Genomic DNA, 23,969 nt, shown 5'->3' on the forward strand with positions numbered 1-23,969 from the left:
GGCACGCGAGCTAGGGCGCAGGCACCCCCTTGCTAGCATCACCACGACTCGGACCCACGCGGCCCGGACGCCCAAATCTGGTCAGGCCTGGAAGGGAGCAGCCACACGGGATGCTCCAGGCAGGCGTGGTCTCCGGGTCACCCTCTTCAACACAGGCGTTTCGGCTTTCAACGCAGGCCTTCCGCCGCTGAGACCCGCCGACCAAGCTGCTACGCCGCTAGCCCTGGATAGAACGGGATCAGCTCGACTGAGATCCGCGCAGGCCGTAGCTCATCGCCAGACGCCCTAAGGAACGCTCGACCTGGCTGACGCTTCACTCCTCGCGGAGGTGGGACTGGCGGTTGAGCAGGAAGGGAGGAATCTTGGCGCCGCGGTGATCGGCGGGGGATTCGGCGGCTGGCGGCGTGGCGAAGGAGGGGGTGGAGCGTTCTGAGCGGTAAGGAGCACCGCTCTCAAAGCCAGTGGCGATCACGGTCACGTGGATCTCGCCCTCGAGGAGGTCGTCGACGACGGCGCCGATGATGATGTTGGCGTCGGGGTCGACCATGTCGTAGATGACCTCCGCCGCGGTGGTCATGTCCTCAAGGGTCATGTCCTTGCCGCCGCTCACATTGATGACACAGCCCTTGGCGCCGTCGATGCGGGCCGATTCCAGCAGCGGGCTGCTCATCGCCGCCTGAGCGGCCTCGATCGCGCGGGAGCGCCCCGAGCCCACGCCGATGCCCAGCAGAGCGGTGCCCGCAAGGGTCATCACCGAGCGCACGTCAGCGAAGTCGACGTTCACCAGGCCCGGTTTGGTGATGATGTCGCTGATGCCCTTGACGCCCTGGCGCAGGACGTCGTCGGCGTGACGGAAGGCTTCCTGGAGGGGAGCGCCGGCAATGGCATCGCGCAGGCGGTCGTTGGGGATGACGATCAGGGTGTCGACGTGCTCCGCCAGACGGGCGATGCCCTCCTCAGCCTGGCGTAGCCGCTTGCGACCCTCGAAACTGAATGGCTTGGTGACGATCCCCACGGTGAGGGCGCCGCACTCCTTGGCCACCTCGGCAAGGATCGGTGCGGCACCGGTGCCCGTGCCACCCCCCATGCCTGCGGCGATGAACACCAGATCGGCACCCTGCATCGCTTCCTGGAGCTCATTGCGGGACTCTTCCGCCGCTTTCTGACCGATGGCAGGGTTGCCACCAGCACCGAGGCCGCGGGTGAGTTTCTGGCCGAGCTGCAGCCGGTTCTGGGCCTGGGAGAGGAGCAGGGCCTGGGCGTCGGTGTTGAGCACGCGGAAGCCCACCCCCTGCAGATCGGAAGCGATCATCCGGTTCACGGCGTTGCTTCCTCCACCCCCGACGCCGATCACCTCGATGCGGGCCGTCTGGCTGGGAACGATGCCGTTGCTGCTGGGATGAGAAGAAGTCACGGCGTGTCCGTTGGAGCCAACGTGGTCGACGAGGGGGAGGCCTTCCGGTGCAGTCTCCATCAAGCGCGCTGAACCGTTCATCTCGGACAGCATTATGTCCTTCAGGTGCGGGAAAAGGATTGTCTGATCCCACACATTCGCCCGAATCTTCCATTCTCGCAACCGGGCCCGTCAGGTGAGGAGAAAGGCCTGAGCGCACGGGCTGGCAGCTGCAACGGCATCGGTGGTCTCAGTTGGTAGTGGGTGGGGTACGGCGAGGGGCGGCAGACGCAGGCGTGCGCACGGTGAGGCCCAGTTCCGGTCGGTCGGGATCGCTCAGATCGATCGTGTTCACCGGCTTGCCCTTCACCCGGGCGGGAAGCTCCTCTTCCAGATGCTCCAGCACCTCGAGGCGACGGGTGAGCTGGCCATCTGGGGGCCCCAGGCGCACCTCGCCCAGGTTGCGGGTGAGCAGCACGATTGTGCCGGTGGGCTCGAAGCGGATCTGGCTGAGGTTTCCACCCAGCTGTTCCCGTTCAGCCAACACCTGGGCCAGGGGCGCTCGGTAGGCCGGCTGCCAGCCCAGCACCAGCAGGCTGCTGGGTGAGACGCCGCCGGATTTGGCCGTCAGCTGGTGGGGGCCGCAGTTCATCCAGTTGCCGAGCCGGTCCACACAGCCCCGCTGGAGGCCGGCAGGGGTGCGGCGTTCAGCCATGGCCACCGCCTGGCGATCGACCAGATCGATGCGCAGACGGGGTGGCAGCATCAGGCGCTGGACGCCCACCTGCTCCACCGGCAACGTCGCCGCCAGCCGATCCTTGAGCTCCCGTGGCTGCAGGCTCAACAGGGTGAGTGGAAAGCGCAGCTGGGCGGCACGGATCACCTCCTCGCGGCTCACCTGCTCACTGCCGATCACCAGCACCTGATCCGGCCCCCGCAACGACCAGCCCTGGCGCAGCAGCCCGTACCCCAGACCGGCGGCACCAGCGGAGAGCAGCAGCAGACGCCAGACATTGCGCAGGCGCTCATTGCGGCGCTGAAGGCGCAACTGGCGGCGCCGCTCCACCCCAGGAGGCAGAGGGGCCTGGCTCACAGCTCGCAACGGGAGCGGGCCATCAGGTCGTGCATCCAGCGGCGTGCACGCTCGGCATCGGAGAAGGGCACATCCTTCTGCACCCCGTTGCCCACCAGCCTGAGCCGGCAGCTGCCCTGGCTTTCTTCGGTGAGCGGCGCATCACCGGATCCAAGCGCCATCAACTCCAGCAATTCCAGCTTGCTGATCTGGAACTCGCCCTGGGGCTTGAGTTGCCCCGCTTCAAACGTGCTCCAGATCAGCTGGCCGTCGCGCAGGAGCGCCGCCCCACAGCCATCGAGCTTGGCCAGCTCCGCCCCCAAGGCCCAGTCGCGGAAGAGACGCTGCCGCCGGCGCTCCAGCCAGCCCAGGGCCGTGAGCAATACAAACACCAGCAGCAGGGGGAGCCAGAGCAATCCGTGCGTCATGCCGCCTGAGCTCCTGCCTGCAGATCACGGCGTGATTCTCTCGCCAACTGAACCAACTCGTGCACCAGACCCTCCAGTGGGAGGTCAGTGGCCTCCCAGAGCATCGGATACATGCTCTGGGAGGTGAAGCCCGGCAGCGTGTTGATCTCGTTGAGCCAGAGATCGCCGCTGGCCTCGTCGTAGAAGAAATCCACCCGGGCGAGCCCCTCGGCCGCCACCGCCCGGCAGGCCTCAATGGCCATGGCCCGCGCCCGCTCGCTCACCGGCTCCGCCACCGGCGCCGGGATCAGGGTGTGGCTGAGCCCTTCGCTGTACTTGGCGGTGTAGTCGTACCAGTCGGCGTCGAAGCGGATCTCGCCCACCACCGAGGCGCGCAGCTGGCGTTTGCCCAGCACGGCGCACTCCAGCTCCCGCACCTTCACGCCCCGTTCCACCACCAGGCGGTGGTCATGGCGGGCCGCTTCCCGCAGCCCGGCCAGCAGGCTGGGGCGGTCGATCGCCTTGCTGATGCCCACGGAAGAGCCGAGGTTGGCCGGTTTGATGAAGCAGGGGTAGCCAAGATGGTGCTCCAGTCGCTCGAGCAGCTTCAGGGGAACACCCTGGCCCTCCAGTTCTGCGGCATCCACGCCCTGGTAAGCCACCTGGGGCAGACCGGCGGCGGCGAAGGCGGCCTTCATCGCCAGCTTGTCCATGCCCACGGCGGAGCCGAGCACGCCGGATCCCACGAAGGGCACCTGCATCAGGCTGAACAGCCCCTGGATGGTGCCGTCCTCGCCGTTGGGGCCATGCAGCACCGGAAACCACACCTCCACATCAGCGGCGCCGGTGGGCAGGCCCTGGAAGCCGGCGCGCACCGGGGTGGCCGGCAACTGGTCGGCCGCCGGTGGCACGCCCTGGGCCAGCACCGCATCGGCCACCGCCGGCGGCCACCAGTGGCCCTGCAGGTCGATGTAGAAGCAGCAGAGGCGGTAACGGCCGACGTTGGCGCCACGGCGCAGGGCACCGGCCACCGTGACCGCCGAGCGGATCGAGACCGCGTGCTCCCCGGAGACCCCTCCGAACACCAGTCCGATCGTGCACGGGGCTGAGGGCATGGCGTCAGTCAGGCCGCAGGGCCGAAAGCGAGAGGCCAAACGTATCAGTGCTGGGAAGACGCGGCCCGCCGGCTCAACAGCTCAGTGCCGGCACACGCGGCAGGCCGGAGAGCGAAAACGCCCGCACCGACTCAATCTTGACCGGCACCAGCGACCCCGGTTGGATCGTCCCTGCCCCCGGTGCTGCTCCCTGCTGTGCCCGGGCTGCCGCAGGGTCAGCCGCAGCGGCGGGGAAAAAGGTGAGCCGATTGGTGCGGGTGCGGCCCATCCACTGATCGGGATGCCTGGGGTTGCGCCCCTCCACCAGCACCTCTTCGGTGCGGCCCAGATAACGCAGGCTCCGCGCCCGGGCGGTGGTCTCCACCAGGGCATTGATCTCCTGGAGCCGTTCCACCTTCACGCCTTCACTCAGCTGGCCGGGCCAGTCAGCGGCGGGGGTGCCGGGGCGGGGCGAGTAAGCGGCGGTGTTGACCTGGTCGAAGCCGATCTCCTCGATCAGGGCCAGGGTGCGGCGGAACTGGGCATCGGTTTCGCCGGGGAAGGCCACGATCACGTCAGCACTGATCGCCGCATCGGGCATGCGTTCCCGTATGCGCTCAAGGATGCGGCGGTAGCGCTCCACCGTGTAGCCCCGCGCCATCGCCTTGAGCACGTCGTCGTCGCCGCTCTGGAAGGGGATGTGGAAGTGCTCGCACACCTTGGGCAGCACGGCACAGGCCTCGATCAACCGTTCGGTGAAGTAGCGGGGGTGGCTGGTGGCGAAGCGGATCCGCTCGATCCCCTCCACGTCGTGCACCGCGTGCAGCAAGTCGGTGAGGGTGTGCGCGCGGCGGCCCTCCGGGGTGATGCCGGGCAGATCGCGGCCATAGGCATCGATGTTCTGGCCCAGCAGGGTGATCTCCTTGAAGCCCCGTGCCGCCAGCCCCTCGATCTCCAGCCGGATGGCCTGCGGGGTGCGGCTCTGCTCCTGGCCCCGCACCGCGGGCACCACGCAGTAAGTGCAGCGCTCGTTGCAGCCGTAGATCACGTTGACCCAGCCGCAGACGGCGCTGTCGCGGCGGGCGGTGGTGATGTCTTCGAGGATGTGGTGGTCGTCGGTGGCGACCACCTGCTGACCGCTGGCCACCTGCTCCAGCAGGGTGCCGAGCCGGTTGGCGTGCTGGGGGCCCATCACCAGATCAAGCTCGGGCACGCGCCTCAGCAGCGCCGCTCCCTCCTGCTGGGCCACGCAGCCCGCCACCACCAGGGTCAGGTGGGGATTGGTGCGTTTGCGCTGGGCCTGGCGGCCCAGATAGCTGTAGACCTTCTGTTCTGCGTTGTCGCGGATCGTGCAGGTGTTGTAGAGCACCAGATCAGCGGAATGTTCATCGCTGCCTGCGGCGTAGCCCATGGCTTCGAGGATTCCGGCCATGCGCTCGGAATCGGCCTTGTTCATCTGGCAGCCGAAGGTGGTGATCCAGTAGCTGCCTTTGGTGGGTGGGGTCGCGCTCATCGCACCAGTTTCGGCCATGGCATGGATCCCTGGGCAGGGTGCGTCTGCGGATCACGGCGCGAGGAGCCGGGGATGGCGCAAACCACCGGCCATGGCGGAGACTGCCGGTGGGGGGAACCGATGCACGCCCCTTTCCGAGCATGCACGCTCGTCTTCGCCGCTTTTCCCTTACCAAGGCCGTGCCGCTCACGATCAGCCGCGGCACCTCGCGTGGGGTGGAGCGTGTGCTGGTGGAGATCGAGCACGACGGCACCATCGGCCAGGGCGAGGCCGGCGGCTTCGACACCGGCCATCGACGGTTCAGCACCGATGACGTGGCGGCGGAACTGGACGCCCTGTTGCCGCGCCTGGAAAGCCCCGACGCCCTCGGCCGCCCCCGCGATCCGAGCGAGCGGCAGGCCCTTCAGCCCCTGCTCGCGGGGCTTTCGCCGCCGGCCCGCTGCGCCGTCGATCTGGCTCTGCACGACTGGTGGGGCCGCCGTCTGGGCGAGCCGCTCTGGCGCCTCTGGGGTCTCGATCGCCAGGCCTGTACCCCCACGAGCGTCACCCTGGGGCTGGGCACGGTGGAGCAGGTGCGCGCCCGGCTGGTGGGCTGGCAGGAGCGGCTCGGTGTCAGGCCGCGACGGGTGAAGCTCAAGCTCGGCAGCCCTGATGGTGCCGACCACGACCGGGCCCTGGTGCAGGCGGTGGCCACCACTCTCACAGGGTTCCCCGGCGCCGAGCTGCAGGTGGATGCCAACGGCGGCTGGGACCTGCCCACGGCGCGCCAGCTGATTCCCTGGCTGGCGCAGCAGGGGGTGGTGCTGGTGGAGCAGCCGCTGCCCGCCCTGCAGGATCCGGAGGCCGATGCCGCCGCCTTCGCCGCTCTCGACCTGCACTGCCCGATCCCGCTCGTGGCCGACGAGAGCTGCTGGGATCTGCAGGACCTGCTGCGGCTGGCCCCCCATGTCGATGGGGTGAACCTGAAGCTGCTCAAGACGGGCGGGCTGTCGGAGGCCTGGCTGATGGCGCAGACCGCCCGACGCCTCGGCCTCGATCTGATGCTCGGCTGCTACTCGGACAGCGCCCTGCTCAACGGGGCCGCCGCCCAGCTGCTGCCGCTGGTGCGCTGGCCCGATCTGGACAGCCACCTCAACCTGGTGGACGACCCCTTCAGCGAGCCGGAGCGGGATGGCGACATCCTGCGCCCCAGCTCCCGGCCGGGCCTGGGTCAGCCCCCCTCAGAGGGTGCCGTCCCCGATGGGACCGCCGCCGGCCCTTCCCCGCCGGAGCCGCCACGGTGCTGAGCGCCTCGGCCCGGGTGGTGCTGCTGCAGCACGATGGCCTCGACAATCTGTCCGGCAAGACGGGCCTGGCGCTGTTGCGCTACCGCAGCGGGCCGATCGTGGCGGTGATCGATCCGGCGCAGGCAGGTCTGCCGCTGGAGCAGGTCACCGGCATCCCCCGCGCCATTCCGGTGGTGGCCAGCCTGGCGGAGGCTCTCCCCTACGGCCCGGAGGTGGCCGTGGTGGGGCTGGCGCCTTCGGGCGGCCTGCTGCCGGAAGCACTGCGCCGCGATGTGGCCGCCGCCCTTCAGGCCGGTCTGCATGTGGCCAGCGGGCTGCACACTCGCCTGGCCGACGACCCCGCGCTGGCGGCCCTGCGCGGTCCCCAGCAGTGGATCTGGGACCTGCGGCAGGAGCCGCCAGGACTGCAGGTGGCTGCGGCACGCTGCGCAGCCCTGCCCGGCCAGCGTCTGCTCGCTGTGGGCACCGACATGGCCGTGGGCAAGATGAGCGCCTGCCTGGAGCTGGTGGCCGCCGCCCGCCGCCAAGGCCTCGACGCCCGCTTCGTGGGCACCGGCCAGGCGGGCATCCTGATCAGCGGCGGCGGGGTGCCGCTCGATGCCGTGCGCGTGGATTACGCCGCCGGGGCCGTGGAGGGGGCGGTGCTGGAGGCCTGCCAGGCCGGTGGGGGCGGCGACCCGGCCGTGGCGGCCTGCAACGACGCCACCCTGGTGCTGGTGGAAGGCCAGGGCTCGCTCTGTCATCCGGGCTCCACCGCCACCCTGCCGCTGCTGCGCGGCAGCCAGCCAACCGGTCTGCTGTTGGTGCATCGCGCCGGTCAGCGGGCGATCTCGCGGCATCCGACCATCCCCATCCCCCCGCTGCCTCAGCTGATCGCGGCGGTGGAGCAGTTGGCGGCGCTGGGCCGTCCGGGCGGCCTGCCGCCGGTGCGGGTGCGGGCCGTAGCGCTCAACACGGCGCTGCTGGGGGAGGCGGAAGCGGCGGCGGCCTGCGCGGATGGGCAGAAAAAAACCGGACTCCCCTGCGGGGATCCGGTGAGGAGCCGCGCAGCAGCCGATCGACTGGTGGCGGCTTTGAGGGCGAGCGAGGGGACTTGAACCCCCGAATGGCGGCGCCACAAGCCGCTGCCTTAACCACTTGGCTACGCCCGCCGTGGTCTTTGCCAATGTATCAAGTAGCCCCGCCTGCTGCCCCTTGCCCGCCGCGCCCCCATCCGCCTCGCGCCTCTGGCCGCTGCTGGCCGGAGCGGCTGGCCTCGGAGGCACCGCCCTGGCCCTCCTGTTCACCAACCCTCCACCGAACGACTTCGAAAGCTTCGCCGGCGATCAGCTGGTGGAACTGGCGGTGGAGGAGGTCTGCGGCGCCGATGGGCTGCCGATGCCGTTGCGGCTGGTGGTGCAGAACTGCCCGGAGCTGATCCGCAGCCAGTCGCAGGTGCTTGGCGCCCTGGCCCGGCAGGGCACGACGCGGCACAACTTCGGCGTCTTCAGCCTGTACCAGACGGAGATCGGGGGCCAGGAGGTGTTGCCCTTCCTGCGCATTCCCCGCTACCGGGTCATCACCCTGGCCGGCGCCGGGCACTTCGTGATCCTCTCCACCTCGAAGGACGGCAGAGAGGAGAACGACGCAGGCGCCACCAGCGACGCCAGACCGTGAGCGCCACACCCCTGCCGCCCCTGCGGCTGCCGCGCTGCCTTCTGGATCCAGGCGCCGTCCACCTGCCGGCAGCTGATGCCGATGGCCTGGTAGCCGTCGAGCTGGAGCATGCCGAAGGGCGTTTCACCGCGATCAAGCCCTATCCAGCACAGGCCGAGGCACGGCTGCCACTCGCCCTCACCCCCCTGCTGGAGCCCCACGCCCACCTCGACAAGGCCTTCAGCTGGGAGCGCCATCCCAACCGGACGGGAACGATGGCGGGCGCCCTGGCCGCCAACCAGCGCGAGCATCACGAACGCAGTGTGGAACAGGTGCACGCGCGTGCGGAGCGTGCCCTGGACCAGGGCTGGCGCTACGGCCTGCGGGCCATGCGAAGCCATGTCGACAGTCTCGGCCCCGGCGCCGAGGTGAGCTGGGAGGCCCTGCTCGATCTGCAGCAGGCGTGGGCGGAGCGGCTGCCGCTGCAACTGGTGGCGCTGGTGCCGGTGCGACACTGGGCCACCGCGGCAGGCGAGCAACTGGCGCGTCAGTTGCTGGGCCGGCGGGGGGAGAGTGCAGCCGCGGCCGGCGGGGTGCTGCTGGGCGGCGTGCTGGGCGCCCCGTTCCCCCCCGACGGCGCCGATGGCGAAGGACTGCGGGCTCTGCTGCGCCTGGCCGATGGCCTGGGTTGCGGCGTGGACCTCCACATCGACGAAAGCGCCGATGGCGGTGGCGCCGGTGTGGCCCTGGCCGCCCGCCTCGTGATCGAGCTCCGTATCGGTGTGCCCGTGTGCTGCAGCCACAGCTGCAGCATGTCCCAGCTACCGGTGCGCCGCCTGCTGCCCCTCGCCGACGCCATGGCCGAGGCGGGGCTGGCGGTGGTGGCGCTGCCGACCACCAACCTCTGGTTGCTGGGGCACCGCGACGGCCACACCCCCGCCCAACGCCCGCTGGCACCGATCCGCCAGCTGCAGCGCGCCGGGGTGACGGTGGCGGTGGGGGGAGACAACGTGCAGGATCCCTGGTATCCGGGCGGAGACTTCGATCCCCTGGATCTGCTGCGCTTCTCCATGCCGGCCGCTCACCTGGCCCCATGGCAGCGCCAGGGCCTGATGCCCTTCACCACCGCCTCCAGCCGCCTGATGGGATTGGCCTGGGACGGGGTGGTGCGACCAGGGGCACCCGCTGATCTGCTGCTGCTGGGCGCCTCCGGCTGGAGCGACCTGCTGGCCCGGCCTGTACCGCGGCGGGTGCTGCGCGCGGGTCGCTGGTTGCCGGCCCCGTCGCCGTCGCCACTGCAGCAACTGCTCGAAGCGCTGCCAGCCTGAGAGCCTGAAAGCCTGAATGCCTGCCAGCTTGAAACCACCGCACTGTTCCCCGTGACCCCCTCCCCTGCCAGCGCACCGGTCGCGCTGCTCCCTGTGGCCCTGCCCGCCGGCCTGCCCGCTCCCGTGAGCGCAGAGCGGATCGAAGCGGTGTCCCGGCAGCTCCGTGCCGCCGCCGGCCCCCCGGGCAGCGGCCCCGCTGCGGAGCTGGTGGGGCCAGGCAGCGAGCTTGAGAAACTCTCCCACGACTTCTTCACCTATTCGCCGGTACTCACGCCGCTGCTCAGCGGTCACCACGCCCAGCTGGTGGTGAAGGCCACGCAGCTGGGGCACGTGCAGCAGGTGGCGGCGGCCTGCGCCCAGCAGCAGGTGCCGCTCACCGTGCGGGGCGCCGGCACCGGCAATTACGGCCAGTGCGTGCCGCTCGCCGGTGGCGTGGTGCTCGATCTCAGCGGCCTGCGACAGCTGCGGCAGTTCGATGCGGCCAGCGGCGTGCTCACCGCAGAGGCGGGCTGCCTGCTGGGCGACCTCGACCGTCAACTGGCGGTCCGGGGCCGCGCCCTGCGGCTCACCCCCAGCACCTCCCGCAGCGCCACGCTGGGGGGCTTCATCGCCGGGGGATCCGGAGGCATCGGTTCCCTGCGCTGGGGCTTCCTGCGGGATCCCGGCAACCTGCTGGGCCTGGAGATCGTGACGGTGGAGCCCGAGCCGCGCCTGCTGACACTCGATGCCACCGGCAGCCGGCCGCTCAATCACGCCTACGGCACCAACGGCATCCTCACGGCGGTGACCGTGCCCACCGCCGCCGCCGAGACCTGGCAGCAGCTGGTGGTCGACTTTGCAGACTGGGATAGGGCGCTGGAGGCCGCCAGGCTGCTGCCCTGCGCTGCCCTGGTGCTGCAGGAACTCTGCCTGCTGGAGGCACCCATCGCCCGCCAGCTCCCCCTGCCCGGCGGCTGCCCGGCGGCCCGCGGCCACCGGCTGCTGCTGCTCGCCGCCCCCCATGCCCTGCCGGCCCTGATGCCGCTGCTGGATCAACTGGGCGGAGCCCTGGTGTGGCAAGCAGCGGAGGGGGAAAGCCGCGGGTTGCCCCTGCGCGAACTCACCTGGAACCACACCACCCTGCATCTGCGGGCGCAGGACAAGGGCTGGACCTATCTGCAGATGCTGTTGCCCCAGCCGGAAGGGCCGACGCTCGCCGCCTTGAAGCAGCGCTGGGGCGACGACCTGCTCTGGCACCTGGAGGGCGTGCGTCAGCAGGGCCAGCAACGTCTGGCGGCGATTCCTCTGGTGCGCTGGCGGGATCGGGCGGCGCTGCAGGCCTTGATGGAGCAGGCCAGGGACCTGGGCGCCCTGCTCTTCAACCCCCACAGCCTCACGGTGGAAGACGGCGGCTTGGGGGTGATCGATGCCGACCAGGTGGCCGCAAAGATGGCTTACGACCCAGCGGGGCTGCTCAACCCCGGCAAACTGCGCGGCTGGACCAGCTGCTGCTGATCACCCCGCCCACATTCAGACACGCGGACGCCCGGCCATCCCCGGCCAAACACGGCGGGGCTGCCTGCGCTCAGCCGCACTCCAGGCTGGCCCGGGTGCTGATGCCGGTGAGCGGGTGGGTGCCGCTGGCCCGCTGGCAGAGCGCGCGCTGATCGGCGCGGTCCAGCAGAGCATCGGTGAAGTCGGCGTTCTCCACCTGCGCGCCGCTGAAGCTGCTGCCGGCGGCGATCACCCCGCGCAGCAGGGCACCGCGCAGATCGGTTTCACTGAAGTCAGCCCGGTCCATCAGCGCGTCGGAGAGATCGGCGCCACGGAAATCGGAGCGCGAAAACACTCCCTGCGTGAGGATCGAGCCGTGCAGATCGGCTCCAGAGAAATCGGCATCCCGCCCCAGCGCGCCGGCAAACGACGTGTTGGCGAGCTGCTGACCGCTGAAATCCACGCCGCTCTGGTTGGTGAGCGTGTAATCGACCCGGTCCTGAAACAGAGCGCGCTCCTGGAGGCCCACCCCGGCGGAGGTGTCGAGCGCCAGAGCCGGCAGCGGCCCCAGGCCTGCACCCAGCAGCAGCGCCGCTACCAGCACGGCCAGGGCGGCCAAGCGCGTGTTCACGGCCAGGGCTGGGCGCACCGCCAGCCAGCGCCAGCCCGTCAGCGTGGCCGCTTCCACTGCCTCTTTACGCACCACCACCTCTCTCTGCGTCATTCCCTCTTGATGCCTCACTGTCATCGCTCCAGCCCGGACATGCCGTCCTCACTCTCCCCTGCCCCGGGGACCAGGTCCAGCGTGCCAGCCGCCAGCAGGCTGCCCAGCAGGTAGAGCGAGCCCGCCACCACCACCGGCGGGGCCCCGGAAACGGCCTTCCAGGCGGTGGACGCCGCCGCCAGTCCCTCTTCCAGGCTGGCGGCAGCCAGCAGGGCGCTGGCCCGCTCGGGGCAGGCGCTGCGCAGCTCGGCGGCGCTCCAGCAGGCGTGGCCGGGAACGGGCACCAGCCAGCAGCGATCCGCGGGGGCCAGCAGGGCGTGCACCATCTCCGGGCCCTGCTTGTTGGCCAGCATGCCCAGCACCCAGAGCTGGGGCGGCGCCGGCTTGCCCCTGCCGCCACCGTCAAGTTCGGCCCGCAGCGCCTGGGCCGCCGGCAGGTTGTGCGCCCCGTCCAGCAGCAGGGGCAGCTGGCCCCAGCGCGCCCGCTGCCGGCGGCCTGGCCAGCGGGCGGCGGCAAACCCCGCGCTGATCGCCCCATCGGGGAGGTGCCAGCCCTGGCGGCGCAGCACCTGGAGCATCTCCAGCGCCACCGCCGCATTGGTGCGCTGCATGTCGCCCGGCAGACCATGGCGCCAGCGCAACCGACCCGCCACCAGCTCCTGCCCCTGTTGCTCCAGCGGTTTCACCCAGTGAAGTGGGCAGCCCTGCAGCTGCGCCCGCTGCGCCAGCACGGCCGCCACATCGGGCCGCTGGGGGCCAGACACGGCCGCAGCGGCCCCATGCAGCACGCCGGCTTTTTCAGCGGCGATCGCCGCCTCGCTGTCACCAAGGAATTCAGCGTGGTCGAGGCCGATGCTGGCGAATCCCAGCACGCGGCGATCAGGGTGGACCGTGGTGGCATCCAGCCGTCCCCCCAACCCCACCTCCAGCACCACGATCTCCAGCCCGGCTTCGGCGAAGGCCACGAAAGCCGCCGCCGTCACCAGCTCGAACGGGGTGAGATCGTGACGGCACGCCAGCGGCTGCAGGGCCGTCAGCAGATGGCGCAGGTGGGCGGGAGCGATGGGACCGGCCCCCAGCTGGATCCGCTCGCACCAGCTCACCAGATGGGGCGAGGTGTAGAGCCCGCAGCGATGGCCGGCGGCCTGAAGCGCCGCATGGAGCAGCACACAGATCGAGCCCTTGCCGTTGGTGCCAGCCACCTGCACGGCGGCGAAGCGGCGTTCGGGATGGCCCAGCTCCGCCAGCGCCGCCCGCAGACGCTCCAGGCCCAGGTCCACCCCGCGACGGCTGAACGGTTCGATCAGGTCGGCGAAGTCGTCGATGGGTGGGAACCGATGAGAAACCGTGGCGCTCGAGAGCTTCAGGCGCCGGCCAACGCATCGAGTGTTTGCGCGAGGCGGCTGACCGCCAGGCGCAGGTGCTTGGGCCGGATCACCAGCGGCGGCACGAAGCGCACCACACGCGGGCCGGCGGGCACCACCAGCAGGCCGGCTTCGATCGCCCGCAGGGCAATCGCCGGCGCCGTGAGCTCGCTGTCGGCCTTGAGCACCAGACCCTGCAGCAGCCCCCAGCCGCGCACCCCCTCGAGTTGGTGGGGGCGCTGGTCCACCAGATCCCGCAACAGCGACTGCAGCACCATGCCCATGGCCGCCACGTGCGGCACCAGGGCGCGCCGCTCCAGCTCCTGCACCACAGTGAGGGCGGCGCGGCAGGCAAAGGGATTGCCGCCGAAGGTGCTGGCGTGGTCGCCCGGGCGGAAGTGATCCACCGAGCGCTTCACGGCCAGGGCTCCGATCGGGATGCCACCGCCGAGGCCCTTGGCGAGGGTGATCGCATCGGGCTCGACGCCGAGTTGCTCGTAGCCCCACAGCGCACCACTGCGGCCCACGCCGATCTGCACCTCATCGAAGATCAGCAGGATGCTGTGCCGGTCGCAGAGCTCCCGCAGGCGACGGAAGAAGGCGGGATCCCCGGGGTTCACCCCCCCTTCGCCCTGCAGCGGCTCGATCAGCACGGCGGCAACGCGGGGGCCGTCGGCCTCGCAGGCCGTCAGCAGCGCTTCGAACGCGGCGATGTCGTTATAGGGGAAGAAGCGGAAGCCTTCCACCATGGGCTCGAAGCCGTGGTGGTATTTCGGCTGGCCGGTGGCGCTCACCGCCGCCAGGGTGCGGCCGTGGAAGCTGGCCTGGGCCGTGAGGATGATCGGCCGCTCGATGCCCCGCACGGTGTGGCCGTGTTTGCGGGCCAGCTTGATGGCCGCCTCATTGGCCTCGGCGCCGGAATTGCAGAAGAACACCCGATCGGTGCAGCTGCGGCTGGTGATCCAGGCGGCCAGCTCTTCCTGCTCGGGAATCCGGTAGAGGTTCGACACATGCTGCAGGCGGCCCAGTTGCCGTGACAGCGCCTTGCGCATCACACGGTCGCTGTGACCGAGGGTGCAGGTGGCGATGCCGGCGACACAGTCGAGGTAGCGGCGGCCGGCAGTGTCCTGCACCCAGACGCCCTTGCCCTTCGCCAACTCCAGGGGGAAGCGGGCGTAGGTGTCCATCACCGGGTCGGGCACCAGCACCAGCGTGGGAGCGGGCCGCGGTGGAGCGGCGATCTCTACGGACATGGGGCTGAGGCTGGAGGGATGGGAGCGGTGGGACTCGAACCCACATGCCCGAAGGCGCTCGATTTTGAGTCGAGTCCGTCTACCAATTCCGGCACGCTCCCGCTCAACGACTGTAGGGGGAGGCGGGAATCAGCCCCTCGCCCGAGCAACGGGCAACCGCCCGAAGCTCCGCTCAGCCATTCACGCGGCGGATCACCGCGCCGACGCTGTTGAGCTTCCCTTCCAGATCGGCGTAGCCGCGGTCGAGGAACTCCAGGCCCTGCACGCTGGTGGTGCCATCGGCGGCCAGACCCGCCAGCACCATCGCCGCCGAGGCGCGCAGATCGGTTCCCTGCACGGGAGCGCCGCTGAGCCGGGCCACCCCCTCCACGAACGCCGTATTGCCCTGCATGCGGATCGAAGCCCCCATGCGCTGCAGCTCAGCCACATGCTGCAGGCGGTTTTCAAAGATCGTCTCGACGACCATGCTCGTGCCCGAGGCCGTGGCCAGCAGGCTCATGAATGGGGCCTGCAGGTCGGTGGGGAAACCAGGGAACGGCTGGGTGCGCAGGTCGAGGGCCTGAATCCGGTCGGCGCGGATGGTCATGCCGATCCCATCCGCTTCCAGCGAGCAGCCGGCTTCTTCGAGCTTGCTGATCACGGCACCGAGGTGGTCGGGGATCAGCGGGGCGACGCGCAGCTCGGAACGGGTGATCGCCGCTGCCAGCAGAAAGGTGCCGGCCTCGATGCGATCGGGAATCACGGCGTAATCGGCGCCATGGAGCCGCTCGACGCCAACAATCGTGATCGTGGGGGTGCCAGCGCCGCGCACCTTGCCCCCCATGGCGATCAGCAGGCCGGCCAGGTCCACCACTTCAGGCTCGAGAGCGGCGTTGTGGATCACCGTTTCGCCTTCGGCCAGAGCCGCGGCCATCATCAACGTTTCGGTGGCGCCGACGCTGGGGCATTCCAGGTGGATGTGGCCGCCGTGGAGCCGATGGCTGCGGCCGGGCACCACGGCCGAGACCACACCGTGATCAATGGTGACCTGGGCGCCGAGCGCCTTGAGGCCCCGCACATGCTCAATGACCGGACGGGAACCGATCTGGCAGCCACCAGGAAGGGGAATCTTCGCCACACCCAGGCGAGCCAGCAGCGGGCCGATGCAGAAGAAGCTGGCCCGCAGGCTGTTGACCAGTTCGTAGGGGGCGGTGGAGTGGGTGAGATGGGCCCCATCAAGCTCGATCCAGTCGGGACCGCGCTTCACCTTCACGCCGAAGGCACCGAGGATCTCGCCCATCGCCGCGATGTCGGTGAGCGGAGGGATGTTCCGCAGGCGCAGGGGCTGGGTGCTCATCAGGCAGGCAGCCATCAGCACCAGCGCCGAGTTCTTGGCGCCGCTCACGCGCAGCTCGCCGGCCAGACGGTGTCCCCCCAGGATCTCCAGGCGGGGATTGACCATCAGCTGGGGAGCCACGGCGGCGGTCACGGTCATGGCTGATTACATAGCCGATGGTGCCGGCATCTTGACAATTCAGAGGCGCACCGTCTAGCCGTCCGCCCCCTGAACTGTCTTCCGGAGTACCCCGTGGCGTGACGCGGTAGCCGGTGGCCGGCCGTGCAGGCGATGATCTAGGGTTGCTCGGTCGCTGCGGCGGCACGCCAGCGGATGTGGCGGAATTGGTAGACGCGCTAGTTTCAGGTACTAGTGGCAGCAATGTCGTGGGAGTTCAAGTCTCCCCATCCGCATCATTTTTCAGCCCACTCCCTCTGTCCTGTAGGAACCTCCAATCCGGGTTCTCCTCCGTCGCGCTCCCGTTTCCATGATCGTCCTCAAGATCAGCAATTCCTCCGAGGTCGTGGCGGGGAAGATCGGGCGCTTTCTTGAACGCCTCACCCCTGGCGGTTTCGACGAAACCACCGTCGAGGACATTGTGCTGCAGAAGCTCGTTGAAAACCTCCGCGAGGAGGGCATCCGCGGCGAAGTGGCGGCGGTCAAAGGAATGGATCTTCATGCCACCGAACTGGTGATGAAGGATTCCATGCATGTCAGAAAACATCAGGTCTTCTGAACTCCCGCAGGCCGGCGGCCCCTGGCCAGCCCAAGAACTCCGGAAATCCGGTGACCCCAGCCAACCTGGTGAGCCACTGCAATCTGCAGAGCCAAGACAATCTGGCCAATCTGCCGAGCAGAGCCACTATGAGGCCACTGGCCAGCCTTCAGAGTCGCGGGAGCCAGCAACGTTCTTTCGTCCGCTGATCACCAGCCGGCGCAATCCAGTTGTGGGGCGCTTCCGCGCCTTGCATGAATCCCGTGGACGGCGCGACCAGGGACGCGTGCTGCTGGAAGGCACCCACCTGATCGAGGAAGCCGCCCGACTTGGCCTGGCCGCGGGCGAACTGCTCGCCACACCCGCCTGGATCGAGGCCCATCAGGCCCTGCTGCACCAGCATCCGTCGATGGCGGCGGTGCTGCAGCCGGTGGATGAGGCGGTGCTGGCGGCCGCGGCCACCACCCAGCATCCCGATGGGGTGGTGCTGAGCCTGGCCCTGCCCCGTCCCGCCGCACCCGCCAGGCCGGGGTTCGTGCTGGCCCTGGAGCAATTGCAGGATCCGGGCAACCTGGGCACCTTGATGCGCACGGCCCTGGCGGCCGGGGTCGAGGCGCTGTGGTTGGCCGGTGGCGCCGACCCCTGGCAACCGAAAGTGGTGCGCGCCTCCGCCGGCGCGGCCCTCACCCTGCCGCTTGAGCGCCTCGAAGGCCTCGCCCTGCGCCTGCAGCAGGCCCGCGCGCAAGGGGCCCAGGTGGTGGCCACCACCGTGATGGCCCGCAGCGCACCCACCGCCTCTGAGGCCAGCGCCTCTGGGGCCAACACTGCCGCGATTCCCTATTGGCAGCTCGACTGGACGCTGCCAACCGTGCTGTTGCTGGGCAACGAAGGTGCAGGGCTGAGCGCCGAGCTGCTCAGCTGTTGCAGCCACCGGGTCACGATTCCCCACAGCGCCGCCGTGGAATCCCTCAACGTGGCCGTGGCGGCCGGGCCCCTGTTGCTTGAACGCTGGCGCCAGCAACAGGAGAGAATGCCGGTCACTCCCTGAGACACGCCCCGGTGAGCGACAGCAGCGCCTCTTCCTTCGACTACGACGTGATCGTGATCGGCGCCGGCTACGGCGGCTTCGATGCGGCCAAGCATGCGGCCGACCATGGCCTGCGCACGGCGATCATCGAATCGCGTGACATGGGCGGCACCTGCGTGAACCGCGGCTGCGTGCCCTCCAAGGCGCTGCTGGCCGCCAGTGGCCGGGTGCGGGAGCTGGCTGATGCCAAGCACCTGCAAGGTTTCGGCATCCACGCCGCGCCGGTGCGCTTCGAGCGGCAGAAGATCGCCGATCACGCCAATCAGCTGGTGGCCACGATCCGCACCAATCTCACCAAGACCCTGGAGCGGTCGGGGGCCGTGATCCTGCGGGGCAAGGGGCGCCTCGACGGGCATCAGCGGGTGGCGGTGCGCCAGAGCAACGGGGTGAAGCAGGTGTTCACCGCCCGCGATGTGATCGTGGCTACCGGCTCGGATCCCTTCGTGCCGCCCGGAATCGAAACCGACGGACGCACGGTGTTCACCAGCGACGAAGCGATCAGCCTGGAGTGGCTGCCCCGCTGGATTGCCATCGTGGGCAGCGGCTACATCGGCCTGGAATTCGCCGATGTGTACACGGCACTGGGTTGCGAGGTCACGATGATCGAGGCGCTCGATCGGGTGATGCCCACCTTTGATCCCGACATCGCCAAGATCGCCGCTCGCCACCTGATCGACGGCCGGGACATCGACACCCGCGCCGGTCTGCTGGCCCGCAAGGTGACCCCGGGGGCGCCGGTACGGATCGAACTGGCCGCCATGGCGACCAAGGAGCTGGTGGAGGTGCTGGAAGTGGATGCGGTGCTTGTGGCCACCGGGCGGGTGCCGGTGAGCAAGGATCTACACCTGGCCAGCGTGGGCGTGGAAACCAACCGCGGCTTCATCCCCGTGAACGACCAGCTCCAGGTGCTGGCGGGCGAGACGCCCGTGCCCCATCTCTGGGCCGTGGGCGACGTGACCGGAAAGATGATGCTGGCCCACACCGCCGCCGCCCAGGGCACCGTGGCAGTGGACAACATCCTTGGCCATGCGCGTGCGATCGACTACCGCTCGATCCCGGCAGCCACCTTCACCCATCCCGAGATCAGCTCGGTGGGCCTGAGCGAAGCCGACGCCAAGGCGCTGGCGGCGGCTGAGGGGTTTGAGCTAGGCAGCGTGCGCAGTTACTTCAAGGCCAACTCCAAGGCGCTGGCGGAACTGGAAAGCGATGGGCTGATGAAGTTGCTGTTCCGCAAGGACACCGGCGAGGTGCTGGGCGCCCACATCTATGGATTGCACGCCGCCGACCTGATTCAGGAGGTCGCCAACGCCGTGGCCCGCCGCCAGCGGGTGGGGGACCTCGCCACGGAAGTGCACACCCACCCCACCCTCAGTGAAGTGGTGGAGGTGGCCTACAAGCAGGCGGCCATGGCCGTGGCCTGATGAGGCCTGGCCCACTCACGGGCCGTCTCGGTGCCCGCCCTTACGATCGGCTCCTGATGCCCTGAGGCTTTGGAGATTCGTCGCCGTCCACCCAATCCGCCGGTGAAGGTGGCCAATCTTCAGTTCGGCATTCCCCATCCCGAGCAGGAGCCCCAGCACATCCTCGAGCGGATCGTCTGGGAGAAAGATCGCGAGGTGGCCGCCGCCAGGGAGCGGGTGCCGCTGGAAACGCTGCAGCGCCAACTGCGCGACCTGCCCCCCACCCGTGATTTCGTCGCCGCGCTGCGGGCGAGCTGCCGCAAGCCCGCGGTGATCGCCGAGATCAAGAAAGCCAGCCCCAGCAAAGGTGTGATCCGCGCCGATTTCGATCCGGTGGCCATTGCCAGGGGCTATGCGGCCGGTGGCGCCAGCTGCCTGTCGGTGCTCACCGACAAGAGGTTTTTCCAGGGCGGCTTTGAGGTGCTGGTTGAGGTGCGCCAGGTGGTGGATCTGCCCCTGCTCTGCAAGGACTTCATCCTTTCCCCCTACCAGCTGCACCAGGCACGCGCCGCCGGCGCCGATGCGGCCCTGCTGATCGCGGCGATTCTCACCGACCAGGACGTGGTTTACCTGATGAAGGTGGCCCGTGCCCTGGGGCTGGCCGTGCTGGTGGAGGTGCATGACGCCGACGAGCTGGAGCGGATGCTGCGCCTGCCCATCTGGTCGGAGCCAATCACGGCGGCTCACACCCTGATCGGCATCAACAACCGCGACCTCACCAGCTTCCACACCGATCTCGCCACCACCGAGCAACTGATGGTCCGTTTCGGCGATCAGGTGCGGCAGCGGGGAGCACTGCTGGTGAGCGAATCGGGGCTGTTCAGCCGCGACGACCTCGACCGGGTGCAGAGCGCCGGCGCCGATGCGGTGCTGGTGGGGGAAGCGCTGATGCGCCAGCCGGATGTGACCGCCGCCTTGGAGCAGCTGATCAGCGGCTGAAGGCGGCTGGCCGCGCCGGCTGAGGCTTGGCCGTCGTCTGCGACGGCTCAGTCAGCCCTGGCGGAACTGTGAGAGTGCAATCCAGAGCTCGACCATGAAAAAACCCCGCCGAGGGCGGGGTGTGGTGGTGAGAAAAATCCTGGTGGGGGAGGATCCCGAGGATCACACCTTGCGGGAGTAGTACTCCACCACCAGCAGTTCGTTGATCTCCAGCGCCACCCATTCACGCTCAATGCGGCCGTTGACCTTGGCCGAGAGCTTGGATTTGTCGAGCTCGAGGTTGGGGGGGATGTTGGAGAGGCCTGGGAACTCCAGGTTGCCTTCAGCCAGCTGCTTGCTGGCCTTGCGCTGACGCACGATGATCACATCACCGGCTCGGCACTGATAGCTGGGGATGTCAACGACGCGGCCATTCACGGTGATGTGGCCGTGGTTCACCAGCTGGCGGGCGCCGGGCACGGTGGGGCCGAAGCCGAGACGGAAGCAGACGTTGTCGAGACGGTTCTCGAGCAGTTTGAGCAGGTTGGTTCCGGTGGAACCTTCCTGGGCGCGCGCTTTCTTCACGTAGCGCACGAGCTGGCGCTCGGAGATGCCGTAGTTGAAGCGAAGCTTCTGCTTCTCTTCCAGGCGGATGGCGTATTCGGAGCGCTTGCGACGGGCTTGGCCGTGCTGACCGGGGGGATAAGCCCGCTTGGCGGACTTACGGGTGAGACCGGGGAGGTCTCCCAAGCGCCGCGTGATCCTCAGGCGAGGGCCGCGGTATCGGGACATCGGGGAAAGCTGTTCAAAGGGATGGACCGGCGCCGCCGTTGACCTGGGAGCATGCTGGAGGTTTCCCTCGGCAGCTCCCGGCAGTGGAACGCCAGCCCATCACTCTATCTTTCGGGGCCAACGCCCTCTCCGCCCTGGTCGCGAGGGTGCTTATGGGCCTGATCCAGGCCTACCGGCAGTGGCTGTCTCCCCTGCTGGGGCCCCGCTGCCGCTTCATCCCCAGCTGCAGCGCCTATGGCCTGGAGGCCATCCAACGCCATGGCCCCTGGCGGGGTGGTTGGCTCACGGCCCGCCGCCTGCTGCGCTGTCACCCCTTCACCCCGTGCGGCTGCGATCCGGTTCCCGATTGAAGCTCTCCCCCCACACCCTCCCTTGCTGATGACCGCCACGGCCGGCCTGCCCCCTCTGACGCTCTACCGGCGCGACGGCTGTTGCCTCTGCGACGGGCTGGAGCAACGGCTGCGGGCGCTTGAACCCCGTCCCGACCTGGTGCTGGTGGATGTGGCGAGCGACCCCGCGCTCGAGGCCCGTTACGGGCTGGAGATTCCGGTGCTGGCTGTGCGGCGCGCCGATCAGCTGCAGGAATTGCCGCGGGCATCGCCGCGGCTCAGCGGGGCCGCCCTCGACCGCTGGCTGAGGAAGTGTCTGGCAGCGCTATCGGATGCCCCCGAATCCGCCTAAAACCCTGCGAACCCCGATCCCACGGCAGCGGCTGCCCCCACCCCCATGACCCAGCCTCTCCATTCCCTCCTGCACCAGAGCGGTCTGGAGGTGCCCCGCACCCTGGGGGATGAGACCGTCACCGGCGTGAGCTGCGATTCCCGCCATGTGGGCGCCGGCACCCTGTTCGTGGGGGTGCCCGGTGGTCAGGTGGACGGCGGCGTGTTCTGGCCCAAGGCGCTGAGCAATGGCGCGGTGGCTGCGGTGATCGGCGCGGCGGCCGCCGCCCAGTGCCCGCCCTCCGCCACCGACCCAGTGCTGGTGGTGCAGGGACCGCTGGCGGAAATCGCCGGACGGCTGGCCGCGGCCTTCTGGGGGGAGCCCAGCCAGCAGCTGGCCCTGATCGGCGTCACCGGCACCAACGGCAAAACCACCACCACCCATCTGATCGAACATCTAGCAGCCGCCTGCGGCCAGCCGGTCGCCCTGTTCGGCACGCTCAGCAACCGCTGGCCCGGACACAGCGCCACCGCCTCGCACACCACCGCCTTCGCCGAGGAGCTGCAGCGGCAACTGGCCGAGGCGGTGGCCGCAGGCGCCCGGGTCGGGGCGATGGAGGTGAGCTCCCATGCCCTTGATCAAGCGCGGGTGGCGGGCTGCCGCTTCGCCGGTGCCGTGTTCACCAACCTCACCCAGGACCACCTCGACTACCACCCGTCGATGCAGGCCTACTTCGAGGCCAAGGCGCTGTTGTTCGCCTCCGAGCGGCTGGCAGGGGGCGCCGTGGTGAACATCGACGACCCGTGGGGCGCGCAGCTGGCGGAGCGCCTGACGGAAACCCTCGGCGAGCGACTCTGGCGCTGCTCCCTGGCGACACCGGCCGAAGCGCCGGCGGGGGCGGGCGTGGCGGAGCTGGGTGTGCGTGATCTGGTGGTCGGGGCCGATGGCGTCAGCGGCACCCTGGTGAGCCCGCTGGGCTCAGGGCCGTTCTGCTCGCCGCTGGTGGGGCGCTTCAACCTGATGAACCTGCTGGAGGCGGTGGGCGCCCTGCTGCAGCAGGGGCTGGAGCTGGCCCCGCTGCTGGCGGCGATCGACAGCTTCCGCGGGGTGCCCGGCCGCATGGAGCGGGTGGTGCTGGCTGGTGGTGCCGGCACTGACCTGCCGGCGGTGCTGGTGGACTACGCCCACACCCCCGATGGGCTGGAGAACGCCCTGGCCGCCTGCCGGCCCTTCTGCTCCGGCCGGCTGATCTGCGTGTTCGGCTGCGGCGGTGACCGTGACCGCGGCAAGCGGCCCCAGATGGCGGCGATCGCCGCCCGGCTGGCGGATCGGGTGGTGGTCACCTCCGACAATCCGCGCACGGAAGACCCCCAGCGCATCCTCGACGACGTGGTGGCCGGCATTCCCGCCGGCACCGACCTGGTGGTGGAGGGGGACCGGGCCACCGCCATCGCCCTCGGCATCGCCAGCGCCGCGCCCGGCGATCTGGTGCTGATCGCCGGCAAGGGCCATGAGGACTATCAGATTCTTGGCACCACCAAGATCCACTTCGACGACCGGGAAGAAGCGCAGAAGGCGCTGCAGCTCAGAACCGTCTGAGGAGGAAACGACCCTGCCAGGGGCCGGCAGGCACACTGACCGCCCCCCTGAAAACTGTGCGTTTGAACACACAAACGGCCGAAAACCAGCACCAGGCGGTGAGAAGATCAACCGCGATACCGCCGCTTAACCCGCATGGCCTCCAGTGTTCCACTGGCGAAGAAGTTCTTCGCTGAACTGATCGGCACCTTCTGGCTGGTGCTCGGAGGCTGCGGCAGCGCCGTGCTGGCAGCGGTGTTCCCCTACGACAACCCCGCCGCCAACCCTCTGGGCCTGGGCTTCCTCGGCGTCTCGCTCGCCTTCGGTCTGACCCTGCTGACCATGGTCTACACCTTCGGGCACATCTCCGGCTGTCACATCAACCCGGCCGTCAGCTTCGGGCTGTGGGCCGGCGGCAAGTTTCCCGGCTCCCAGCTGCTTCCCTACGTGATCGCCCAGGTGCTCGGCGGCGTGGTCGCCGGCGGTGTGATCCTGCTCGTGGCCAGCGGCAGGCAGGGCTTCGCCCTCACTGGTGGCAATCCGCTGGCCACCAACGGCTGGGGAGCCCACTCCCCCGGCGGCTACGGCTTCCTGGCCGCGCTGGTGATCGAGGTGATCCTCACGTTCGTGTTCCTGCTGGTGATCATGGGCGCCACCGATCGCCTGGCTCCCGGCGGCTTTGCCGGGGTGCCGATCGGTCTCAGCCTCACCCTCATTCACCTGATCAGCATCCCCGTCACCAACACCTCCGTGAACCCCGCCCGCAGCACCGCCGTGGCGGTGTGGGTCGGCGGCGATGCCATGGCTCAGCTGTGGCTGTTCTGGGTGGCACCGATTGCCGGCGCCCTGCTGGCGGGCTGGGTTCACCGCACCCTGATGGCCTCCGACACGGTCGGCTGAAC

General features: G+C 69.4%; 23 protein-coding genes, 3 tRNA genes and 1 other RNA gene. 15 read left to right on the forward strand and 12 right to left on the reverse strand.

The window, feature by feature from the left end; all coding sequences use genetic code 11:
• Positions 1–45: 45 nt before the first annotated feature.
• Positions 46–142, forward strand: an RNA gene (gene ffs / locus KBY86_RS06160) — signal recognition particle sRNA small type.
• A 171-nt stretch (positions 143–313) separates the two neighbouring features.
• Here ffs and ftsZ read toward each other — a convergent pair.
• From ftsZ to miaB, 5 genes are all read right to left on the reverse strand, one after another.
• Positions 314–1,474: a cell division protein FtsZ gene (ftsZ, locus tag KBY86_RS06165; RefSeq protein ID WP_399220081.1), complete on the reverse strand. Its 1,161-nt coding sequence runs from the start codon at positions 1,472–1,474 to the stop codon at positions 314–316.
• A 169-nt stretch (positions 1,475–1,643) separates the two neighbouring features.
• Positions 1,644–2,486: an FtsQ-type POTRA domain-containing protein gene (locus KBY86_RS06170; protein WP_255140588.1), complete on the reverse strand. Its 843-nt coding sequence runs from the start codon at positions 2,484–2,486 to the stop codon at positions 1,644–1,646.
• The gene (locus tag KBY86_RS06175) at positions 2,483–2,893 is read right to left on the reverse strand and encodes a hypothetical protein (protein ID WP_094510347.1); all 411 of its coding nucleotides are present in this window, start codon (positions 2,891–2,893) and stop codon (positions 2,483–2,485) included. Before KBY86_RS06175 ends, KBY86_RS06170 begins: the two co-directional genes overlap by 4 nt.
• Positions 2,890–3,987, reverse strand: a complete 1,098-nt coding sequence (locus KBY86_RS06180) for a D-alanine--D-alanine ligase family protein (protein WP_094510346.1) — start codon at positions 3,985–3,987, stop codon at positions 2,890–2,892. Before KBY86_RS06180 ends, KBY86_RS06175 begins: the two co-directional genes overlap by 4 nt.
• A gap of 73 nt (positions 3,988–4,060) precedes the next feature.
• Positions 4,061–5,497, reverse strand: coding sequence for a tRNA (N6-isopentenyl adenosine(37)-C2)-methylthiotransferase MiaB (gene miaB, locus KBY86_RS06185; RefSeq protein ID WP_315855839.1), 1,437 nt, complete (start codon positions 5,495–5,497; stop codon positions 4,061–4,063).
• A 122-nt stretch (positions 5,498–5,619) separates the two neighbouring features.
• Between miaB and KBY86_RS06190 the strand changes: the two genes are divergently transcribed.
• Both KBY86_RS06190 and KBY86_RS06195 read left to right on the forward strand, forming a co-directional pair.
• Entirely contained in the window at positions 5,620–6,765 is a 1,146-nt protein-coding gene (locus tag KBY86_RS06190) for a dipeptide epimerase (RefSeq protein ID WP_255099745.1), read from the forward strand.
• Positions 6,759–7,862 carry a DUF1611 domain-containing protein gene (locus tag KBY86_RS06195; protein ID WP_094510343.1) on the forward strand — a complete coding sequence of 368 codons (1,104 nt, stop codon included), beginning with the start codon at positions 6,759–6,761 and terminating at the stop codon, positions 7,860–7,862. Before KBY86_RS06190 ends, KBY86_RS06195 begins: the two co-directional genes overlap by 7 nt.
• On the opposite strand, the gene KBY86_RS06200 is transcribed toward KBY86_RS06195, so the two are convergent.
• Positions 7,844–7,916: transfer RNA gene (locus tag KBY86_RS06200), tRNA-His, on the reverse strand. The two genes, KBY86_RS06195 and KBY86_RS06200, sit on opposite strands and share 19 nt — an antisense overlap.
• Between KBY86_RS06200 and KBY86_RS06205 the strand changes: the two genes are divergently transcribed.
• The 3 genes from KBY86_RS06205 to KBY86_RS06215 are packed head-to-tail and all read left to right on the forward strand — an operon-like array spanning position 7,903 to position 11,222.
• Positions 7,903–8,421 (forward strand): DUF4359 domain-containing protein, encoded by a 519-nt coding sequence (locus KBY86_RS06205; protein WP_255099746.1) that lies wholly within the window; start codon positions 7,903–7,905, stop codon positions 8,419–8,421. The two genes, KBY86_RS06200 and KBY86_RS06205, sit on opposite strands and share 14 nt — an antisense overlap.
• A complete protein-coding gene (locus KBY86_RS06210) occupies positions 8,418–9,728 on the forward strand; it encodes an amidohydrolase family protein (RefSeq protein WP_255140589.1) in 1,311 nt (436 codons plus the stop codon). The genes KBY86_RS06205 and KBY86_RS06210 overlap by 4 nt, the downstream gene beginning before the upstream one ends.
• Positions 9,729–9,779: 51 nt before the next feature.
• On the forward strand, positions 9,780–11,222 hold the full coding sequence (locus tag KBY86_RS06215) for an FAD-binding oxidoreductase (protein ID WP_255140590.1): 1,443 nt from the start codon (positions 9,780–9,782) through the stop codon (positions 11,220–11,222).
• A 70-nt stretch (positions 11,223–11,292) separates the two neighbouring features.
• Here the strand turns inward: KBY86_RS06215 and KBY86_RS06220 are convergent, their stop codons facing one another.
• The 5 genes from KBY86_RS06220 to murA form a co-directional block, all read right to left on the reverse strand.
• On the reverse strand, positions 11,293–11,925 hold the full coding sequence (locus tag KBY86_RS06220; RefSeq protein ID WP_255140591.1) for a pentapeptide repeat-containing protein: 633 nt from the start codon (positions 11,923–11,925) through the stop codon (positions 11,293–11,295).
• Between the two features lie 20 nt (positions 11,926–11,945).
• On the reverse strand, positions 11,946–13,205 hold the full coding sequence (locus tag KBY86_RS06225) for a folylpolyglutamate synthase/dihydrofolate synthase family protein (protein ID WP_255140592.1): 1,260 nt from the start codon (positions 13,203–13,205) through the stop codon (positions 11,946–11,948).
• 83 nt (positions 13,206–13,288) lie between these two features.
• Positions 13,289–14,476, reverse strand: a complete 1,188-nt coding sequence (locus KBY86_RS06230) for an aspartate aminotransferase family protein (RefSeq protein ID WP_255140619.1) — start codon at positions 14,474–14,476, stop codon at positions 13,289–13,291.
• Between the two features lie 85 nt (positions 14,477–14,561).
• Positions 14,562–14,643: transfer RNA gene (locus tag KBY86_RS06235), tRNA-Leu, on the reverse strand.
• A 71-nt stretch (positions 14,644–14,714) separates the two neighbouring features.
• Positions 14,715–16,016 (reverse strand): UDP-N-acetylglucosamine 1-carboxyvinyltransferase, encoded by a 1,302-nt coding sequence (murA, locus tag KBY86_RS06240; RefSeq protein ID WP_094510339.1) that lies wholly within the window; start codon positions 16,014–16,016, stop codon positions 14,715–14,717.
• Between the two features lie 170 nt (positions 16,017–16,186).
• Here murA and KBY86_RS06245 point away from each other — a divergent pair.
• From KBY86_RS06245 to trpC, 5 genes are all read left to right on the forward strand, one after another.
• A tRNA-Leu gene (locus tag KBY86_RS06245) sits at positions 16,187–16,270 on the forward strand.
• A 74-nt stretch (positions 16,271–16,344) separates the two neighbouring features.
• Positions 16,345–16,593 (forward strand): hypothetical protein, encoded by a 249-nt coding sequence (locus KBY86_RS06250; protein ID WP_094510338.1) that lies wholly within the window; start codon positions 16,345–16,347, stop codon positions 16,591–16,593.
• A 229-nt stretch (positions 16,594–16,822) separates the two neighbouring features.
• The gene (locus KBY86_RS06255) at positions 16,823–17,620 is read left to right on the forward strand and encodes an RNA methyltransferase (RefSeq protein WP_255140593.1); all 798 of its coding nucleotides are present in this window, start codon (positions 16,823–16,825) and stop codon (positions 17,618–17,620) included.
• 11 nt (positions 17,621–17,631) lie between these two features.
• On the forward strand, positions 17,632–19,080 hold the full coding sequence (gene lpdA, locus KBY86_RS06260) for a dihydrolipoyl dehydrogenase (protein ID WP_255140594.1): 1,449 nt from the start codon (positions 17,632–17,634) through the stop codon (positions 19,078–19,080).
• Between the two features lie 69 nt (positions 19,081–19,149).
• Positions 19,150–20,058, forward strand: a complete 909-nt coding sequence (gene trpC, locus KBY86_RS06265) for an indole-3-glycerol phosphate synthase TrpC (RefSeq protein ID WP_255099753.1) — start codon at positions 19,150–19,152, stop codon at positions 20,056–20,058.
• A gap of 162 nt (positions 20,059–20,220) precedes the next feature.
• Here trpC and rpsD read toward each other — a convergent pair whose 3' ends face one another.
• Positions 20,221–20,829, reverse strand: coding sequence for a 30S ribosomal protein S4 (gene rpsD, locus KBY86_RS06270; protein ID WP_255140596.1), 609 nt, complete (start codon positions 20,827–20,829; stop codon positions 20,221–20,223).
• Positions 20,830–20,927: 98 nt separating this feature from the next.
• On the opposite strand from rpsD, the gene yidD reads away from it, so the two are divergent.
• The 4 genes from yidD to aqpZ all read left to right on the forward strand — a co-directional run bounded on the left by yidD (position 20,928) and on the right by aqpZ (position 23,967).
• Positions 20,928–21,179, forward strand: a complete 252-nt coding sequence (yidD, locus tag KBY86_RS06275; RefSeq protein ID WP_399221201.1) for a membrane protein insertion efficiency factor YidD — start codon at positions 20,928–20,930, stop codon at positions 21,177–21,179.
• A gap of 28 nt (positions 21,180–21,207) precedes the next feature.
• Positions 21,208–21,510: a glutaredoxin family protein gene (locus tag KBY86_RS06280; RefSeq protein ID WP_094510459.1), complete on the forward strand. Its 303-nt coding sequence runs from the start codon at positions 21,208–21,210 to the stop codon at positions 21,508–21,510.
• 45 nt (positions 21,511–21,555) lie between these two features.
• Positions 21,556–23,088, forward strand: a complete 1,533-nt coding sequence (locus KBY86_RS06285) for a UDP-N-acetylmuramoyl-L-alanyl-D-glutamate--2,6-diaminopimelate ligase (protein ID WP_255140598.1) — start codon at positions 21,556–21,558, stop codon at positions 23,086–23,088.
• Positions 23,089–23,223: 135 nt separating this feature from the next.
• Complete coding sequence (gene aqpZ, locus KBY86_RS06290; RefSeq protein ID WP_255140599.1) at positions 23,224–23,967, forward strand: aquaporin Z; 744 nt, start codon at positions 23,224–23,226, stop codon at positions 23,965–23,967.
• Positions 23,968–23,969 lie beyond the last annotated feature (2 nt).

Source organism: Synechococcus sp. Lug-A (assembly GCF_024345655.1).
Taxonomy (GTDB): domain Bacteria; phylum Cyanobacteriota; class Cyanobacteriia; order PCC-6307; family Cyanobiaceae; genus MW101C3.

Bases quoted from the DNA above. Each gene is read 5' to 3' on its own strand.
- KBY86_RS06180 (WP_094510346.1), bottom strand. From the start codon at position 3,987: ATGCCCTCAGCCCCGTGCACGATCGGACTGGTGTTCGGAGGGGTCTCC.
- KBY86_RS06190 (WP_255099745.1), top strand. From the start codon at position 5,620: ATGCACGCTCGTCTTCGCCGCTTTTCCCTTACCAAGGCCGTGCCGCTC.
- rpsD (WP_255140596.1), bottom strand. From the start codon at position 20,829: ATGTCCCGATACCGCGGCCCTCGCCTGAGGATCACGCGGCGCTTGGGA.
- KBY86_RS06250 (WP_094510338.1), top strand. From the start codon at position 16,345: ATGATCGTCCTCAAGATCAGCAATTCCTCCGAGGTCGTGGCGGGGAAG.
- KBY86_RS06220 (WP_255140591.1), bottom strand. From the start codon at position 11,925: ATGACGCAGAGAGAGGTGGTGGTGCGTAAAGAGGCAGTGGAAGCGGCC.
- ftsZ (WP_399220081.1), bottom strand. From the start codon at position 1,474: ATGGAGACTGCACCGGAAGGCCTCCCCCTCGTCGACCACGTTGGCTCC.
- KBY86_RS06230 (WP_255140619.1), bottom strand. From the start codon at position 14,476: ATGGACACCTACGCCCGCTTCCCCCTGGAGTTGGCGAAGGGCAAGGGC.
- KBY86_RS06280 (WP_094510459.1), top strand. From the start codon at position 21,208: ATGACCGCCACGGCCGGCCTGCCCCCTCTGACGCTCTACCGGCGCGAC.
- miaB (WP_315855839.1), bottom strand. From the start codon at position 5,497: ATGGCCGAAACTGGTGCGATGAGCGCGACCCCACCCACCAAAGGCAGC.
- KBY86_RS06175 (WP_094510347.1), bottom strand. From the start codon at position 2,893: ATGACGCACGGATTGCTCTGGCTCCCCCTGCTGCTGGTGTTTGTATTG.
- KBY86_RS06285 (WP_255140598.1), top strand. From the start codon at position 21,556: ATGACCCAGCCTCTCCATTCCCTCCTGCACCAGAGCGGTCTGGAGGTG.
- murA (WP_094510339.1), bottom strand. From the start codon at position 16,016: ATGACCGTGACCGCCGCCGTGGCTCCCCAGCTGATGGTCAATCCCCGC.
- aqpZ (WP_255140599.1), top strand. From the start codon at position 23,224: ATGGCCTCCAGTGTTCCACTGGCGAAGAAGTTCTTCGCTGAACTGATC.